The sequence below is a fragment of the Nocardia sp. NPDC046763 genome (genome assembly GCF_040645495.1).
GTDB lineage: Bacteria > Actinomycetota > Actinomycetes > Mycobacteriales > Mycobacteriaceae > Nocardia.
This window is the reverse complement of record NZ_JBEYYI010000021.1, coordinates 121,032-135,689: the sequence shown is the minus strand read 5'-3', so window position 1 is coordinate 135,689 and position 14,658 is coordinate 121,032. Positions and strand designations below refer to the sequence as shown.

Annotated in this window: 13 protein-coding genes; 5 read left to right on the top strand and 8 right to left on the bottom strand. The window is 68.4% G+C overall.

The features are described from left to right. Window positions 1-68 precede the first annotated feature (68 nt). On the top strand, window positions 69-1,049 hold the full coding sequence (locus ABZ909_RS29655) for a hypothetical protein (RefSeq protein WP_357005902.1): 981 nt from the start codon (window positions 69-71) through the stop codon (window positions 1,047-1,049). Between the two features lie 146 nt (window positions 1,050-1,195). Beyond that, window positions 1,196-2,359 carry a polyprenyl synthetase family protein gene (locus ABZ909_RS29650; RefSeq protein ID WP_357005899.1) on the top strand — a complete coding sequence of 388 codons (1,164 nt, stop codon included), beginning with the start codon at window positions 1,196-1,198 and terminating at the stop codon, window positions 2,357-2,359. A 76-nt stretch (window positions 2,360-2,435) separates the two neighbouring features. On the opposite strand, the gene ABZ909_RS29645 is transcribed toward ABZ909_RS29650, so the two are convergent. Then, the gene (locus ABZ909_RS29645; RefSeq protein WP_357005896.1) at window positions 2,436-3,704 is read right to left on the bottom strand and encodes an MFS transporter; all 1,269 of its coding nucleotides are present in this window, start codon (window positions 3,702-3,704) and stop codon (window positions 2,436-2,438) included. A gap of 172 nt (window positions 3,705-3,876) precedes the next feature. On the opposite strand from ABZ909_RS29645, the gene ABZ909_RS29640 reads away from it, so the two are divergent. Further along, entirely contained in the window at window positions 3,877-5,469 is a 1,593-nt protein-coding gene (locus tag ABZ909_RS29640; protein ID WP_357005893.1) for an MFS transporter, read from the top strand. A gap of 96 nt (window positions 5,470-5,565) precedes the next feature. Here ABZ909_RS29640 and ABZ909_RS29635 read toward each other — a convergent pair whose 3' ends face one another. Further along, on the bottom strand, window positions 5,566-6,240 hold the full coding sequence (locus ABZ909_RS29635; RefSeq protein ID WP_357005890.1) for a class I SAM-dependent methyltransferase: 675 nt from the start codon (window positions 6,238-6,240) through the stop codon (window positions 5,566-5,568). Between the two features lie 86 nt (window positions 6,241-6,326). Between ABZ909_RS29635 and ABZ909_RS29630 the strand changes: the two genes are divergently transcribed. After that, window positions 6,327-7,061 carry a glutamine amidotransferase gene (locus tag ABZ909_RS29630; protein ID WP_357005887.1) on the top strand — a complete coding sequence of 245 codons (735 nt, stop codon included), beginning with the start codon at window positions 6,327-6,329 and terminating at the stop codon, window positions 7,059-7,061. Here ABZ909_RS29630 and ABZ909_RS29625 read toward each other — a convergent pair. The 6 genes from ABZ909_RS29625 to ABZ909_RS29600 form a co-directional block, all read right to left on the bottom strand. After that, the gene (locus tag ABZ909_RS29625; protein WP_357005884.1) at window positions 7,009-8,322 is read right to left on the bottom strand and encodes a glycosyltransferase 87 family protein; all 1,314 of its coding nucleotides are present in this window, start codon (window positions 8,320-8,322) and stop codon (window positions 7,009-7,011) included. The genes ABZ909_RS29630 and ABZ909_RS29625 overlap by 53 nt on opposite strands. Window positions 8,323-8,745: 423 nt before the next feature. Next, window positions 8,746-9,321 (bottom strand): YbhB/YbcL family Raf kinase inhibitor-like protein, encoded by a 576-nt coding sequence (locus ABZ909_RS29620; RefSeq protein ID WP_357005881.1) that lies wholly within the window; start codon window positions 9,319-9,321, stop codon window positions 8,746-8,748. A gap of 32 nt (window positions 9,322-9,353) precedes the next feature. Further along, window positions 9,354-9,839: a 3-isopropylmalate dehydratase gene (locus tag ABZ909_RS29615; RefSeq protein ID WP_357005990.1), complete on the bottom strand. Its 486-nt coding sequence runs from the start codon at window positions 9,837-9,839 to the stop codon at window positions 9,354-9,356. Between the two features lie 8 nt (window positions 9,840-9,847). After that, window positions 9,848-11,095, bottom strand: a complete 1,248-nt coding sequence (locus tag ABZ909_RS29610) for an aconitase/3-isopropylmalate dehydratase large subunit family protein (RefSeq protein WP_357005879.1) — start codon at window positions 11,093-11,095, stop codon at window positions 9,848-9,850. Between the two features lie 3 nt (window positions 11,096-11,098). Further along, entirely contained in the window at window positions 11,099-11,971 is an 873-nt protein-coding gene (locus tag ABZ909_RS29605) for an isocitrate lyase/PEP mutase family protein (protein ID WP_357005876.1), read from the bottom strand. Then, window positions 11,968-13,407, bottom strand: coding sequence for an MmgE/PrpD family protein (locus tag ABZ909_RS29600; RefSeq protein ID WP_357005873.1), 1,440 nt, complete (start codon window positions 13,405-13,407; stop codon window positions 11,968-11,970). The genes ABZ909_RS29605 and ABZ909_RS29600 overlap by 4 nt, the downstream gene beginning before the upstream one ends. A 101-nt stretch (window positions 13,408-13,508) precedes the next feature. Between ABZ909_RS29600 and ABZ909_RS29595 the strand changes: the two genes are divergently transcribed. Then, window positions 13,509-14,534 (top strand): Lrp/AsnC family transcriptional regulator, encoded by a 1,026-nt coding sequence (locus ABZ909_RS29595; protein WP_357005870.1) that lies wholly within the window; start codon window positions 13,509-13,511, stop codon window positions 14,532-14,534. Window positions 14,535-14,658 lie beyond the last annotated feature (124 nt).

The following is a 14,658-nucleotide window of genomic DNA, read 5'->3' as shown; positions in this document are numbered from 1 at the left end:
CAAACGTCTGAAATGCCGTTATCGTTACGATGTTCTCCGTAAAATGCTTGGGGGATAGGTAGTTTCGCATGGAAGCAATCGAGTTCTTCATGCCGTTCGCCGCCGCGGGCGTCAATCCGGCGGAGCCGGAAGCCGAAGCGGGGATGTGGTCCTGGCTGGAGGCCTACGGACTGGTTCCCACCGAGCCCACCCGGCGTCGCATGGAACGCACCCGCCCGGCGCGCATGTACGCCCTGTGGTGCCCGAACGCGAACGCCGACGAGCTCACGCTGCTGAGCCAGTACACCGCATGGGCTTTCATCGTAGACGATCAGTTCGATATCGAAATCCCCGATCCGCGCAGGTGTCTGGGGGCCATAACCGCTATCGAGGCCGTATTGGACGGTACGGCAACACCTTCCGGCGTGTTGGCGGTCGCATTGGCCGAGCTGTGGCCACGCCTGTGCCATGGCCGGTCGGCGGCCTGGCAACGGAGCGTGCGCCGGGAGATCCACGACTGGCTGTGGACCTACTACACCGAGAGCGTCGGCAGACTCTCGGGCAATCTGCCCGACCTCGAGACCTACCGCGCACATCGGCGAGACGGCGTGGCGCTGTTCGTGTTTCTCGATATCAGCGAACGCGCCGAGGGCGTGGACCTGTCCGCCGCCGTCCGGCACCTACCCGCCATGCACAGCCTGCGTATGGCGGCCGTGGAGCACATGGGTCTGTTCAATGATGTGCTGTCGGTTGCCTCGGACGAGGCCTCCGGCTACCTCTACAACTCGGTACTGCTCGCGCAGTATCACCACGGATACAACAAAGCGCAGGCCCGGCAACTGGTCAACGGCATGCTCTCCGAGTGCGTCGAGCACATGATCGAGGCGATGCAACGCCTGCCGACCGAGCTCGACGACGCCGGCCTCACCGGCCGCGAACGCGTGGACGCCCTGGTCACCGCCCAGAACTACACCGTCTATGTACGTGCCAACCACGACTACCACTATCAGGCGGCCCGCTATACAAGCGCACCCGCGGAGGCGCTCGAGCACGGCTTGCCACTCACCTGAAGCAGCAAACCTACCGACGTTGCCGAAATGAAATCCGCAGGCAGCCTCCAGGTTTCAGACTGTGATGGGACCATGAGCTTCTTCTGAGCATGGCTGCCCAGCCGCCACCGGGTGCGGCAACCGTGTCCGAGCGAGCGGGGCCGATTATGCGAGCGTCGAAACCGATCCGATTCACCGTAGGACAGCACGCCGAGGGCAAGCGCCGATGGGGACTGTCCCGCCCGGCCGCGGCCGTCCTGGCCGGGCATGACGAAACCTGCGCCCGCGCACCCGAATCCATATCCCGCCCGCTCGACGCGGGCACCGAGCGGAGAGCCCACGGCCGCCTGTCCGAGGCGCGGGTCGCCATCGAGCCGGTGCTGCGCTCGGCGGTCGGGGCGCTGGCCGAACCCCTGAATGTGATGGCCGGGTACCACTTCGGGTGGTGTGATCCCGAAGGGAGGACGGCCAGCGGCGCGCAGGGCAAGGCGCTGCGCCCGGCGCTCGCCTTCGCTGCTGCCGCGGCCTGCGGTGGTGACGTCGAGGCGTCGGTACACGCCGCGGCGGCCGTCGAACTGCTGCACAACTTCTCACTCGTCCACGACGATGTCATGGACACCGATGCGTTCCGGCACGGCCGGCCGACCGTCTGGCGCATCTGGGGCGAGACCAATGCGACACTGCTCGGCGACGCTCTGCAGGCGGTCGCGCTCGGCGTGCTGTGTGACGGCGCTCCTGAGACCGTCACCGCCGAGGCGGTCATCCGCCTGACCGAGGCCATGGTCGCGTTGTGCCGGGGCCAGTACGCGGACTGCGCCTTCGAGACCTGGCGCACCGTCAGCGGCGACGAGTATCTGGCCATGGCCGCCGGGAAGACCGGCGCGCTGCTCGGCTGTGCCTGCGCGCTGGGCGCGCTGTGCGCCGGGGCCGACCACCGCGTGGTGTCGGCCATGCATACCTTCGGCATCGAGATCGGGCTCGTGTTCCAGCTCGTCGACGACTTCATCGACATCTGGGGCGATCCGGACGTCACCGGAAAACCGGCGTACAGCGACCTGATTCACCGCAAGCAGTCCTTCCCGGTGGTGTGCGCCCTGGAATCGGGCACCGCGGCCGGCCGCGAACTGGCCCGCCTCTATCACGCCCGCCATCCCATGACCGCGGCCCGAGCGGCCCGGGCGGCGGACCTGATCGAGCAGGCGGGCGGCCGCCAGCACACCCTGCGCCGCGCGGACGCCGCCCTGGATGTCGCGTTCGCGGCCCTGCCCGGTGATCTCGCCTCCGACGATCTCACCGCCCTGGCCCGGCTGATGGCACACCGCGATCGCTAGACGGCTGCGATCACCCAGGCGCAGAATCGATTCCGGCCGCCGCGCCCGGTGCTCCCGAACCTTCGGAGCGGGAGCGTCAACCCGATGTCACCGGCGCGGTGGCGGGGCTGTCGGTGGTCCCGAAGCGAATCCCCTTGGCCTCCTTGCCGATCGCGGTCAGGATGGCGACGGCCAGGAAGACGGGGACGGCCGTGATCGCCAGGGCGAACGGGTAACCGTGGGATTCGGCCAGGCGCTCCTGGATCGGCAGGTTCAGTGAGGCCATCAGATTGCCGAGCTGGTAGGTGACGCCCGGATAGAAGCCGCGGATGGCGTCGGGCGACATCTCGGTGAGGTGCGCGGGAATGACGCCCCAGGCGCCCTGGACGGCAACCTGAATCAGGAAGGAGCCCAGGCACAGCATGGCCGCGGTGCGCGAATAGGCGAACAGCGGCACGATCGGCAGGCCCAGCAGGGCACAGAAGATGATGGTGTAGCGGCGGCCGTAGCGTTGTGAGAGGCTGCCGAAGACCAGACCGCCGATGATCGCGCCGATGTTGTAGATGACGGCGATCCACTTGGCGGTGGCCGTCGACAGGCCCGCACCTCCGTGCTGGGTGGCGGACAGGAACGTGGGGTAGATGTCCTGGGTGCCGTGGCTCATCCAGTTGAAGGCCGTCATCAGGATCACCAGGTAGACGAACCGGCGCACGATGACCGGGTTGGTGATGATGGTCTTGAACGAGGTGCGCGTCGAGACCAGGCGCTCGCGGGTGGACTCCCACACCTCCGATTCCCGTACGCGCGCACGCAGAATCAGAATGATGAGGGCGGGAATGATGGACAGCCCGAACAGCCAACGCCACGACAGACCGAGCCAGTTGGTCACCAGCAGTGAGGCGAGCGAGGCCAGTAGGTAGCCGAACGAATACCCTTCCTGCAGTAGGCCGGAGAAGAAGCCACGTCGCTCGACGGGGATCTTCTCCATGGCCAGTGCGGCGCCCAGTCCCCATTCACCGCCCATGCCGATGCCGTAGAGCATGCGCAGGATCACCAGCACCGTGAAGTTCGGCGCGAACGCGCACACGAACCCGACGATCGAATACAACCCGACGTCGACCATGAGCGGAATCCGCCGCCCGACCCGGTCGGCCCACAGTCCGAACAGCAGCGCGCCCACCGGGCGCATGATCAGCGTGGCCGTGGTGATGAACGCGACCTCGCTCTTCTGCATGTGGAAGCTCTTGGCGATATCGGCGTACACGAACACCACGAGGAAATAGTCGAAAGCGTCCATGGTCCAGCCGAGCTGGGCCGCGATGAAGGAGTTGCGCTGGTCTGGGGATAGTCGGGTGCGTACCGCCATGGTGCTGCGATCCTGTCCTCGGGAACCGTTCCGAGCCTGTCAATCTTGCGCGCCCCGAACGAACTCCGCTGAGATTTGCCGGAATTGGAGCCGTGGCCGGGTGCGGCCCCAACCGTTCGGCCCATCGCGAACCGACGCGCCGATGCCAGGACAGATCCGTACCCTCTGACGGATGAGCACACCCTCGGCGACCTCACCGTGGACACCCTTGCGTATCAATACTTTCAGGGCCCTGTGGATCGCCTCGATCGCCTCCAATGTCGGATCCTGGATGCACCTGGTCAGCGCCTCCTGGCTGATGACCACGCTGACCAGCTCGGCCGCGCTGGTGGCATTGCTGTCCACTGCCAGTGCCCTGCCCAGTTTCGTGCTGGCCCTGCCCGCGGGTGCGCTCGCCGACATCCTCGACCGCCGCCGCCTGATCCTGTTCACCCAGGCGTGGCAGCTGGTGGTGGCGGCACTCCTCGGCGCACTCACGCTGTCGCACAGCGTGAATCCGGCGCTGCTGCTGACCGCGACGCTGCTGCTGGGCACCGGCGCGACGCTCGGCATGCCGGCCTTCAGCTCGATCACCCCCGAGCTAGTGCCCACCGCGCAGCTGCCCGCCGCGATCAGCCTCAATTCGGTGGCGATGACGGCCTCGCAGGCGATCGGACCGGCCATCGGCGGCGTGCTGGTGGCCGCGGTCGGCTCCGGCGGCGTCTTCCTGCTCAACGCGGCGTCGTTCCTGGGAGTGCTTGCGGTGGTGTATGTCTGGCGACGCCGTCCCACCGCGACAGCACTGCCGCCCGAGCATCTCACCACCGCCATCCGCACCGGCCTGCGCTATGTCGCCAATGCGCCCGAACTGCGCGCGGTGCTGGTTCGCGCCGCCGCCTTCGTACTCTGCTACGGCGCGCTGCCGTCCCTGCTGGCCGTGGTCACCCGCGTGCGTCTGCATCAGACGGCGACCACCTACGGTCTGCTGCTCGGTGTGCTCGGGGTCGGTGGCGTGTGCGGCGCACTGGTGCTGCCGCGGATCCGGCACCGCTATTCCCCCGATCGGATCGCACTGGCCTGCAGCCTGCTCTACGCCGCCTGCCTGCTGACGCTCGCGCAGCTGACTGCCTTCCCGCCCGCGCTGCCGGTGCTGTTCCTCGCCGGCATGGCGGGCATGGGTGTCATGTCGACGCTCAATATCGCGGCACAATCGGTGCTGCCCAGCTGGATTCGCGGCCGTGGACTGGCGGTGTTCCAGCTGGTGTTCCAGCTCGGCTTCGCGGTGAGTGCGGCCGGCTGGGGTGCGGTGGCCGGCACCATGGGACTGCCCACGGCACTCACCGCGGCCGGGGTGGCGCTCGCGGCGCAGACGGCACTGGGTCTGTGGTTCCGGCTCGCGGCCGCCGAGCAGATCGATGTCCGGGCCGCGCATGTGCTGGAACCGTACGTGCCCCTGTCCCTGGCCCCCGATGACGGCCCGATCATGCTCACCGTCGAATACCGCATCCCCGCCGAGCACCTGGCCGACTTCCATGCCGCCATCCCCGACCTGCGGCGTTCCCGCCGCCGCGACGGGGCCATGCACTGGGCGATGTACTCCGATCCGGTCGACCCGGACCGTCACGTCGAGACCTTCATGAGCCCGTCGTGGGTGGAGCACGAGCGCCTGAGCCAGCGGGTCACCGGGACGGACGCGCTTGCGGTGCAACGGATTCGGTCATTGCACGTGGGCGAGGAGGACCCGGCGCTGCGGGCGCTGGTGAGCGATCGGGTGCATCGGGGCTGAAGGCAGCGGTAGGGGTGAAAAAACAAAGTACGTGTAACCCAGGGTTACACGTACTTTGTTTTTCGGAAGAATTTCTGATGAGGTAGCGGAACTGTATCAGAGCCTCCGGATGCGTGCCATCCAGGCCGCAACATCCACCAGGCCCGTGGGGGACACCTCGAGGCCCACCGCTTGATCGGCGACGGTGGCGGTGACCCGGCCGCGGTAGCGGGTGGGTTCCAGGCTTTCCAGTTCCCAGCCCGCGCCGAAGGATGTCCGGATCACCGTGTCGCTGATGCGGGGGCCGAAGCCGGGTTCGGCGTCGGAGAGCGCCAGGACGTGGACCACGCCACCGGGCTTGCAGACGGCGTGCAGGCTGCGGACGTAGGCGGCGCGGGCCTCGGATTCAGTGCCGAAGACGTGGAACAGGGCACTGTCGACGACGGTGTCGAACGCGGGCGCGGAGCCCGGAGGATCACCCGCGAAGTCGGCATTGCCGCCCAGGGCGAGGGCATCGGCGACCTCGAACTGGACGGCCGGGACGCCCTGGGCGGCGGCATTCGCGCGGGCGTATTCGATTGCGCTGGGGGAGAAGTCGACGCCGAGGACGTCGTAGCCCAGGCGGGTGAGCAGGATGGTGTGCTCACCCGCGCCGCACCCCGGCTCGAGGACGCGGCCGCTGATCTCACCGGCGCGTTCCAGTGCCACGAGGGCGGGCTGAGGTTCGCCGATCACCCAGGGCGCGGTGTCCTCGTCGTAGACGGTGTTCCAGATTTCTACTGGTCGAGTCATGGTTCCACCCTGCAACCTCGAGCGCACTCGAGGTCAATCCCCGCATAGCCCCCAACCGGAGCGGACCGACCGCCCACAATGTGGACATGCCCAAGTCTTGCCTGCTGCTGCAGCTGCGACCCGAGCAAGCGGCCTCCGATCAGGAGTACGAGGCGATCCTCGACGCGGGCGGGCTCACGGCCACGGACGTGATGCGGGTCGAGATGAATCGCGGCATGCCCGATCTCGAACTAGAGAACCACTGGGCGGTGATCGTCGGCGGCGGGCCGAGCAACCTCAGCTACCCCGAGCCCAAGAAGTACGACTACCAGCGGGTCTTCGAACCCGAGCTGAAGAAGCTGCTCATCGAGATCGTGCGCCGCGACATCCCGTACCTGGGCGCGTGCTACGGGTTGAGCATGCTCGCCGACGTGCTGGGCGGGCTGGTCGGCACCGAGCGCTACGGCGAGACGCCCGGCGCGACGACCATCGAACTGACCGAGAGCGCGGCGAAAGACCCGCTGCTGCAAGGGCTTCCGGAGAACTTCCGCGCCTTTGTCGGGCACAAGGAGTCCTGCCAGGACGTTCCGCCGGGCGCGGTGCTACTCGCGCGTTCGGCTGTCTGCCCGGTACAGGCGGTGCGGGTCGGGGAGAACGTCTACGCCACCCAGTTCCACCCCGAACTCGACGGCCGGGGCCTGGCGCTGCGTATCGAAATCTATCGGCACGAGGGCTATTTCGACCCGAGTGAGGCCGACTCCCTGACCGAACTCGGGCACCGCGAGCACATCATGGTGCCGCAGGAGATCCTGCGGCGCTTCGTCGCCCGATACCGGGCGTGAGGACGGGTCCGACCCGCGCGGAACCGCGCCGTGTCAGCACGGCCGTGGCAGCGAAGAGGGCGAGCGTGAGCCAGATGTAGGCATTGTGGTCGAGGAACGCGAAGAGGCCGTGGTTCGGGAGGTCGAAAATGCTGCCGTAGTGCAGGTCCAGGAGATCGAAGACGCCGCCCGAGCAGACGAGGAACACGGCGAGCAGTCCCGCCACGGTCGGGAGGGAGCGGTGGCGCAGGGCGAGATCGGCCAGGCAGATGAGCAGGGGAGCCAGCCAGACCCAGTGGTGGATCCAGCTGTATGGGGAGACGACCGTGCTGGTCAGACCACACAGAACCACGGCGGGAAGTTCACTGCCGGTGACCGAGAGACGGCGGGCCAGGATCAGGCAGACCACCGCGATGGCGAGAGCGGCTGCGGCCCACAGCAATTGGATGCTACTGGCCGCGCCCAGGGTACGGGCGAGCATGCCACGCAGGGATTCGTTCTGCGGGTTCTCGGGGACACCGACCCGGGCAGGGTCGGCGAAGGCCCCGCTCCAGAACGTCAGCGAATCCTTCGGCAGCACGGCCAGGCCGATAACCATCGTGGCGACGAGCGCGCCGGCGGCGGTGGCGGCCGCCCGGAATCGACGAGTGACCAGTAGGTAGACGATGAAGAACGCCGGGGTCAGCTTGATGCCGGCCGCGATACCGGTCAGCACGCCTTTGCCGCGGGAGGAGTCGGGCAGCGCCATATCGGCCAGCACCAGGAGCAGCAGCAGGATATTGACCTGCCCGAAGGCCTCGGTCTCCCGGATCGGCTCACACAACAGCAGCAGACAGGCAGCAGCCGGGCCCACGATCAGCATGCGGCGGTCGCGCCGATAACCGAGCACCGACAGTGCCGCCCAAACAGATCCGGTGAGCATGGCGAAATTCGCGAGTCCCCCGGCCCAGGTGAAGACCGACCCGTGCAACCACGCCAACGGCACGAACATCAGCGCCGCGAACGGGGTGTACACGAACTCCCACACCCCGCGCGTGTGACCCCGCAACGGGGTGTCGTACACCGAAACATCGTGCACCACACGGTCTGCCGCGATCTGATACACGCCGAGATCGACCAGGTGCAGCATCGCGCGCGGCGCGGCCAGCATCTGACCGAGGTAGTACCACCCGGCCAGTCCACCCAGCACCCCTACCAGCCACACCACGACCAGCGGAATCGAGCGCCGCTGTGGCACAGCCCGATTCGTGGCCATCACCTGTTCGGCCGTCGACAACGGCATCCACACACCCCCGCTTCCGGGCTTCCGATTGCCCGCCCCACCGTAGTGACGGGCCCACCCGATCGCCACCCGGCCCCGGCGCGTGCGGACCGTTCGGGAGTGTCGAAATCGCCGGTTACGAGCGGTCGATGCGCGGCTGTCGGTCGTGCCTATCGGTCGCTGACCTCGGCCGAGGCGCGCCGATCACACCCTGGCCGGCCGCGTACCGGCGTCACGGGGCGTTGTCTCCGACGCGCCAATGTGTCCCGCCCGACAAGGCGTGACGCGCATCGTCGTTGCGGCGTGCGGGAAGCGATGCCCTCGGCGACCACCTCGGTGGCGCCCTGTGCGCTCTCCTCCGATCGAAGACGTCGCCATAGCTGATTATTTGCCACCGGCCGATTCCGCTGCCGGCCGACCCGGTCGATCCGGATGGTTCGGGTATCAGGGCCGCTCGTAGCGGCCGGTGAGTTTGCCGCGGGCGATCACGTGTCCGGTGACGGCCGCGAGGACGGTGGACAACGTTGCGCCATCGGTCGATCCGCTCGGTTGGTCGAGCGCCAGGAGCTGGAAGACGTAGCGGTGTGGTCCGTGACCGGGGACGGGGCGCGGACCGGCGTAGCCCCGGCGGCCGAAGCTCCCGGCGCCCACCCTGATGCTGCTGCTCGTCGCGCCGTCGTTCGAGCCGAGCGCTCCCTCCTGAAGGCTGGTGATGCGCGGATCGATTCCGGTGAACACGCCGTGCACAACCGGACGGCGGAGCGGCGCATCGGGGTCCTCGACGATCAGGACCAGCTCGGCGGCCTCGAACGGCACACCGGACCAATGCAGTGGTGGGGATAGGTTGTCTCCCACGCCTGTTCCCGCGTGCAGGCGCGGAATGTCCCCGCCGTCAGCGAAGGCGGCACTGCCCACCGTCAGCGTTTCGGGTGCGTGCTGGACGGCCGGATCGAACCACGCGGTGCGGCCGATTCCGGCTCGCACCGGACGTAGAAGTCTTCCGATCGAACGAGTTGCCATGGTTGGCCCGATTCTGTGGGGGTCGGTTGCGGTCACGACAGGAAGCCCTGCTCGGCCAGGCGCGCGAGAATCCCTCCGCTGCTGATGATTTCCAGCAGCAGCGGGGGAAGGAGGCGGGCCAGACCGCTGATACCGGTGGACTCGTTGCGATACTCGCCGGTCGCGAGGTCGAAGGAACCGGTCTGGCCGTCCTGGAAGTGCTCGGTGATTCCGGGTGCGGTGATCGCGGGCAGTCCCGCGTTCACGGCGTTGCGGAAGAACAGCGAGTTGAAGCTCTCCGCGACCACGGCCGCGACACCCAGATGCTGGAACAGGGCGGCGACCGGGCGGGAGGAGCCGACACCGAAATTCGTTCCGGCGATGACGATGTCGCCAGGGACGACGAGATCGGTCCAGCCGGGCCGCACCTGGTAGAAGATGTGCCGGGCCGCCTCGGGCAGCTCCAGCTTCATGGCGAAGGCCGGGTACATCGCGTCGGTGTCGAGGGAGTTGCCGAAGACCCAGACACGGCCGGTAATGGTGGTGCTCATGCGGTGATGCTCCGGGGGTCGGTGATGTAGCCGGTGATCGCGGAGGCCGCGACGGTGGCGGGTGCGGCCATGTAGATCTCGGCTTCGGTGCTGCCCATGCGGCCGGTGAAGTTGCGGGTGCTCGAGGTCAGGCAGACCTCGCCGGGGCCGACCACGCCCATGTGATAGCCGAAGCAGGCGCCGCAGGTCGAATTGGTCACCACCCCACCGGCATCGGCGATGTCCTGCAGGTATCCCAGTCGCAGGGCGTCCCGGTAGACCTGCTGGGAGGCGGGCGTGACCAGCAGCCGGACGCCGGGGGCGACGGTCCGGCCGCGCAGGATCTGCGCGGCGATGCGGAGGTCTTCGAGCTGGCCGTTGGCACAGGACCCGATGAACGCCTGGTCGATGCGCCGGGGCTCGATCTGCGAGACCGGAACCCCGTTGCGGCTCACCGTGCCCGGGCGGGCGACATACGGCTCGAGACCCGACAGATCGACGGTGTGGATGTCGGCGTATTCGGCGTCCGGATCTGCTTCGGCGGCAACATAATCCGTCATTCCGTGCGCGGCGAAGAACTCGCGCAGCAAGTCGTCGACACCGAAAGTGGCGAAGTCGGCGGAGATTTCGGCGGCCTGGGTAGCGATCGTGCGTCGGTCGTTGAGCGGGACCGTGGGCAGGCCCGGCCCGCCGAATTCGAGATTCTGGTTGGTGGCGTCACCATAGGTGTCGGCGAGATGGAGGAAGACGTCCTTGCCGCTGACCTCCGGTGGGAGCGCGCCGGTGAGTTCGTAACGCACCGTGGGGGCAATTTCGAACCAGGTGGCGCCGGTGCACAGGATGGAATACACCTCGGCCGGGCCGAGTCCGCGGGCAGCGGTGTTGTACGCGCCGCCCGCGCAGGTGTGCGAGTCGGTGCAGGCGAGCACCTCGCCGGGGCGGGCCAGCCTGTTCTCGGCGATGACCTGGTGACAGATGCCGTGCCAGCCGACATCGTAGAAGTGCTCGATACCCAAGTCCGCCACGAACTTCCGCGCCTTCGGACCACCCGCGGCGTCCTGGAGCGACGGCGCCGGCACGGCGTGGTCCATGACGACCGCGACCTTGCGGGGATCGTGGATGCGCCGGGGCTGCTGCCACAGCGTGGCGAACTGCAGATCGATCAGCACGCACATGTCGACCTCGACGGTCACGATGTCCCCGGGGCGGACCCGCGGCACCCCGGCCTTGCGGGCCAGCAGATTCTCGATCATGGTCATGCCCATGGGTCAGGCTCCTTCACGGTAGCGTTCGCCCAGTTCCGACCATTCGGCCAGACCGACGAGATCGAAGAACTCGGCAGGTGTCGCGGGCAGCAGCGGCCCGGGATCGCGGCCGGCGAGCTCGGCCAGGCCGGTGAGCATCGCGTATGCCGCGGCGCCCAGCGGGAGCGAGGGGTGGATGGCGATCGAATAGCCCAGTTCCCGCAGGCGCGTGGCGGATTCGATCGGGGTGAGGCCGCCGAGGACGAGATTGATGAGCAGGGGCGCGGACACGTCCCGCGCTATGCGCTCGATCTCGGTAGTACCCTGCGGCGCCTCGACGAAGATCACGTCCGCGCCCGCCGCTGCGTAGGCGTTTGCCCGGTCGATGGCGGCATCGATACCGAGTGGGCCGCGCGCGTCGGTGCGGGCGATGACGACCAGGTCCGGATCCGTGCGCGCCTCCAATGCGGCGGTGAGTTTGGTGACGAACTCCTCGGGCTCGATCAGCTCCTTGTCGGGCAGGTGCCCGCACTTCTTGGGGAAGGCCTGGTCTTCGAGCTGGATCGCGGCGACGCCGGCGGCCTCGTATTCGCGCACGGTGCGAACGACATTGAGCGCGGTGCCGTATCCGGTGTCGGCGTCGGCGAGCAACGGGATATCGCCGAGGACGCGCACCAGCATCCGGGCGCGCTCGACCATTTCGGTCTGGGTCACCAGTCCGATATCGGGGAGCCCGAAACCGCTGGCCGCCACGCCCGCACCGGTGAGGTAGGCGGCGGGGAAGTCCAGCCGGCGGACCAGGGAGGCGGACAGGCCGTCGAATACGCCCGGGGCGACGATCATTTCGGCACAGTCGGCGAGGGCGGCGCGCAGTCGCGCCCGCGACGGGGTGGTCATCGGTGGTGATCCTGTTCCAGGTTGTCGAGGGCGCCGGCGACGGGCGCGGCGAGCAGGTCGGCCAGCTCGCACAGATCGGCGAGTTCGTCGATGCCGAGCACTGCCCGCTGGATGGCGTCGAGTCGATCGGACGAGACCAGGGGACCGACGAGGGAGCGGTACTTGGCGACGAGTTCGTCGTCGGTGACCGGTTCGGCGGGGCCGCCGTGCGGTTGAACGATCCGGTGAGAGAGCACCGTGCCATCGATGAGGGTGATCACCAGTTCGGTGGCGAAACGTTCAAGGACAGGGCCGTTCTGGATGTTCTCGTCGAGTTTCACCTCGACCTTGCCGAGCAGCTCCCAGACATCGTCGGCGTCCAGCCGGGCCGGGGTGAACTGCGCCGGCAGCACCTGGCCGTCCAGCAGCGCGACCGCCGCGGCGTAGCCGAGATTCATCTGCGCGCCGATGGCCGTCAACGGCCGTTGCGGCTCCCACCAGCCGTGGTGGTAGACGGTGTGCCCGACGCGAATCTCGATGTGCGCGACGGACTTCGGGTCGATGTGGTGGCGGGCGCGCAGCTCCAGCGCCGCCTGGACGGTGCCGTGCAGCCCGCCCTGGGCCGCATACGACTTCACCATGATGAGCTCGGTGTGCCAGCCCTCGCCCAGACCGGCGATCACCTGGGCGGGGTCCGGGTCGTGGCCCTCGCCGAATACCGACAGGTAGCCGCCGTAGGGTCGGTCGAAGACCTGCTTGATCCCGGTGTACCCGGCAGCGGCCAGACCGGCCGCGTAATAGCCGTTGCGGGCGGCGAACCCGTGCTGCATGCGCTTGGACATCGCCTCGTACTGGGCGGCCATCAGACCGGCGGACTGGGTGCCCGCCATGCCGAGCGCGTCCTCGAGTCGGGCGGCGTCGAGCGCCCGCAGCTTTCCGGCAACCATTGCGGCGGTGTGGGTTCCGAAGACCGGACCACTGTGCCAACCACGGGAGAGCATCTCCGAGCCGTGCAGGGCCAATCCGACGCGCGGGCCGACCTCGAACCCGGCGATTGCGGCGGTCAGGGCCGCGGCGCCGGAGACGCCGCCCAGCTGCTGGGCGGTTGCGAGCAGCACCGGCAGGATCAGGGAGGTGCTGTGCAGGGGCGCGAGCGGATGGAAATCGTCGAGCTCGAAGCCTTGGATGAAGGTGCTGTTCAGCAGGACGGCGGCGGGCCCGCCGGTGGTGACCCCGGTTCCGATCACCGTCGCCGCACCCGCGCCTTCCAGGTCCAGCACTGCCGAGGTGGCGACCCGGGACCAGGGCAGCTGGGCACCCACGAGACCGCAGGCCACACCGTCGAGCAGCAGGTGCTTGGCGCGGGTCCGCACCCGCTCGGGGATCTGCTCGGGCGTCAACTGCTCGACCCACCGAGCCAGCGGTAGGGTGACGCCCGTCGTCGTCGATTCGCTCATGTCCTCAGTGAACGGCAGGCCACCCGCCTGTCCTCGAAATTGCGAGGGAGTCGCACAATAGGTAGATCCGGTGCGGGGAATCGACGGAATGGACATGGGTGGTGCGGGAAAACAACCTCGACGAGGTCGACCTGATGCTGCTCGACGCGTTGCACGCCAACCCCCGGGTCAGCTTCGAACGGCTCGGCCCGGCGCTCGGGGTTTCGGCGGCCACGGCCGCCCGCCGCTGGCAGCGACTGTCGGATTCCGGGCGGGCGTGGGTGTCGTCGGTGCCCGGTCCGCAGGTGGCGCTGGTCGGCGCGGTGTGCGAGGTGCGGGCACAACCGGGCCGGGTGGTGGCGGTCGCCGCCGGGCTCGCGTCGATCCCGCAGGTCATGAGTGTCTACGGCACCGACGGCGAGTTCGACCTCCACACCCTGGTGTTGGCCGAAAGCCCGGCGGCCTCGAGTACCCTGCTGCTCGAGCGACTGCCCGCGGTGCCGGGCATCGCACGGGTGCGTTCCACGGTGGCGCTGCAGTGGCACAGCGGCGTGCACTGGCGTCTCGGCGCGATCGACAGCGATCAGCAGCGGTCGGTCACCGAGGAGGGGAGTGGAGAGTTGCGAAAAGCAGTGCGCTACCGCACTTTCGAGCCCGGCGACCGGGACCTGTTCCTCGCGCTCCAGCACGACGGCCGGGCCGGGTACCGGGATCTGGCCCGCGAGCTGAACACCTCCGAGCATCTCGTGCGCCGCCGGCTCGACGCCCTGGTCCGCCGCGGAATGTTGGCCTTCCGAACCGATTTCGCGCGGGGCGCGGGCGGCTGGCCGACCGAGTACGTGCTCTGGCTGTCCGTTCCGTATGGGGACCTGGACGCGGCGGGGACCGAGATCGCGTCCTGGCCCGAAACCCGGATCTGCCTGTCCACGGTCGGGCGGGCGAACATCATGATGATGGCGCAGGTGCATCGCATCGCGGATCTGAGCGCCATCCTCGGCAGAATTGCCACGGCACTGACCGATGCGGTCGTCGTCGATCAGCGCCTCGTGCTCCGGGCGTTCAAGTCATGGGGGCGGCTGCTCGACAGTTCGGGGCACGCGGTCGGTGTGGTGCCGGTCAACCCGTGGGCGGCGGTGGCGGACGCCTGAGGCGTGCCGGTGGATCGAGAGCCGTTGCCGTGCAGCGGCTCTCGATCGTTCAGCGGTCGTGGACTGCGATCAGGCCCGGGATCACACCGGCCATCGTGGCGAGCAGCCCGGCGGCGGCGCCGGT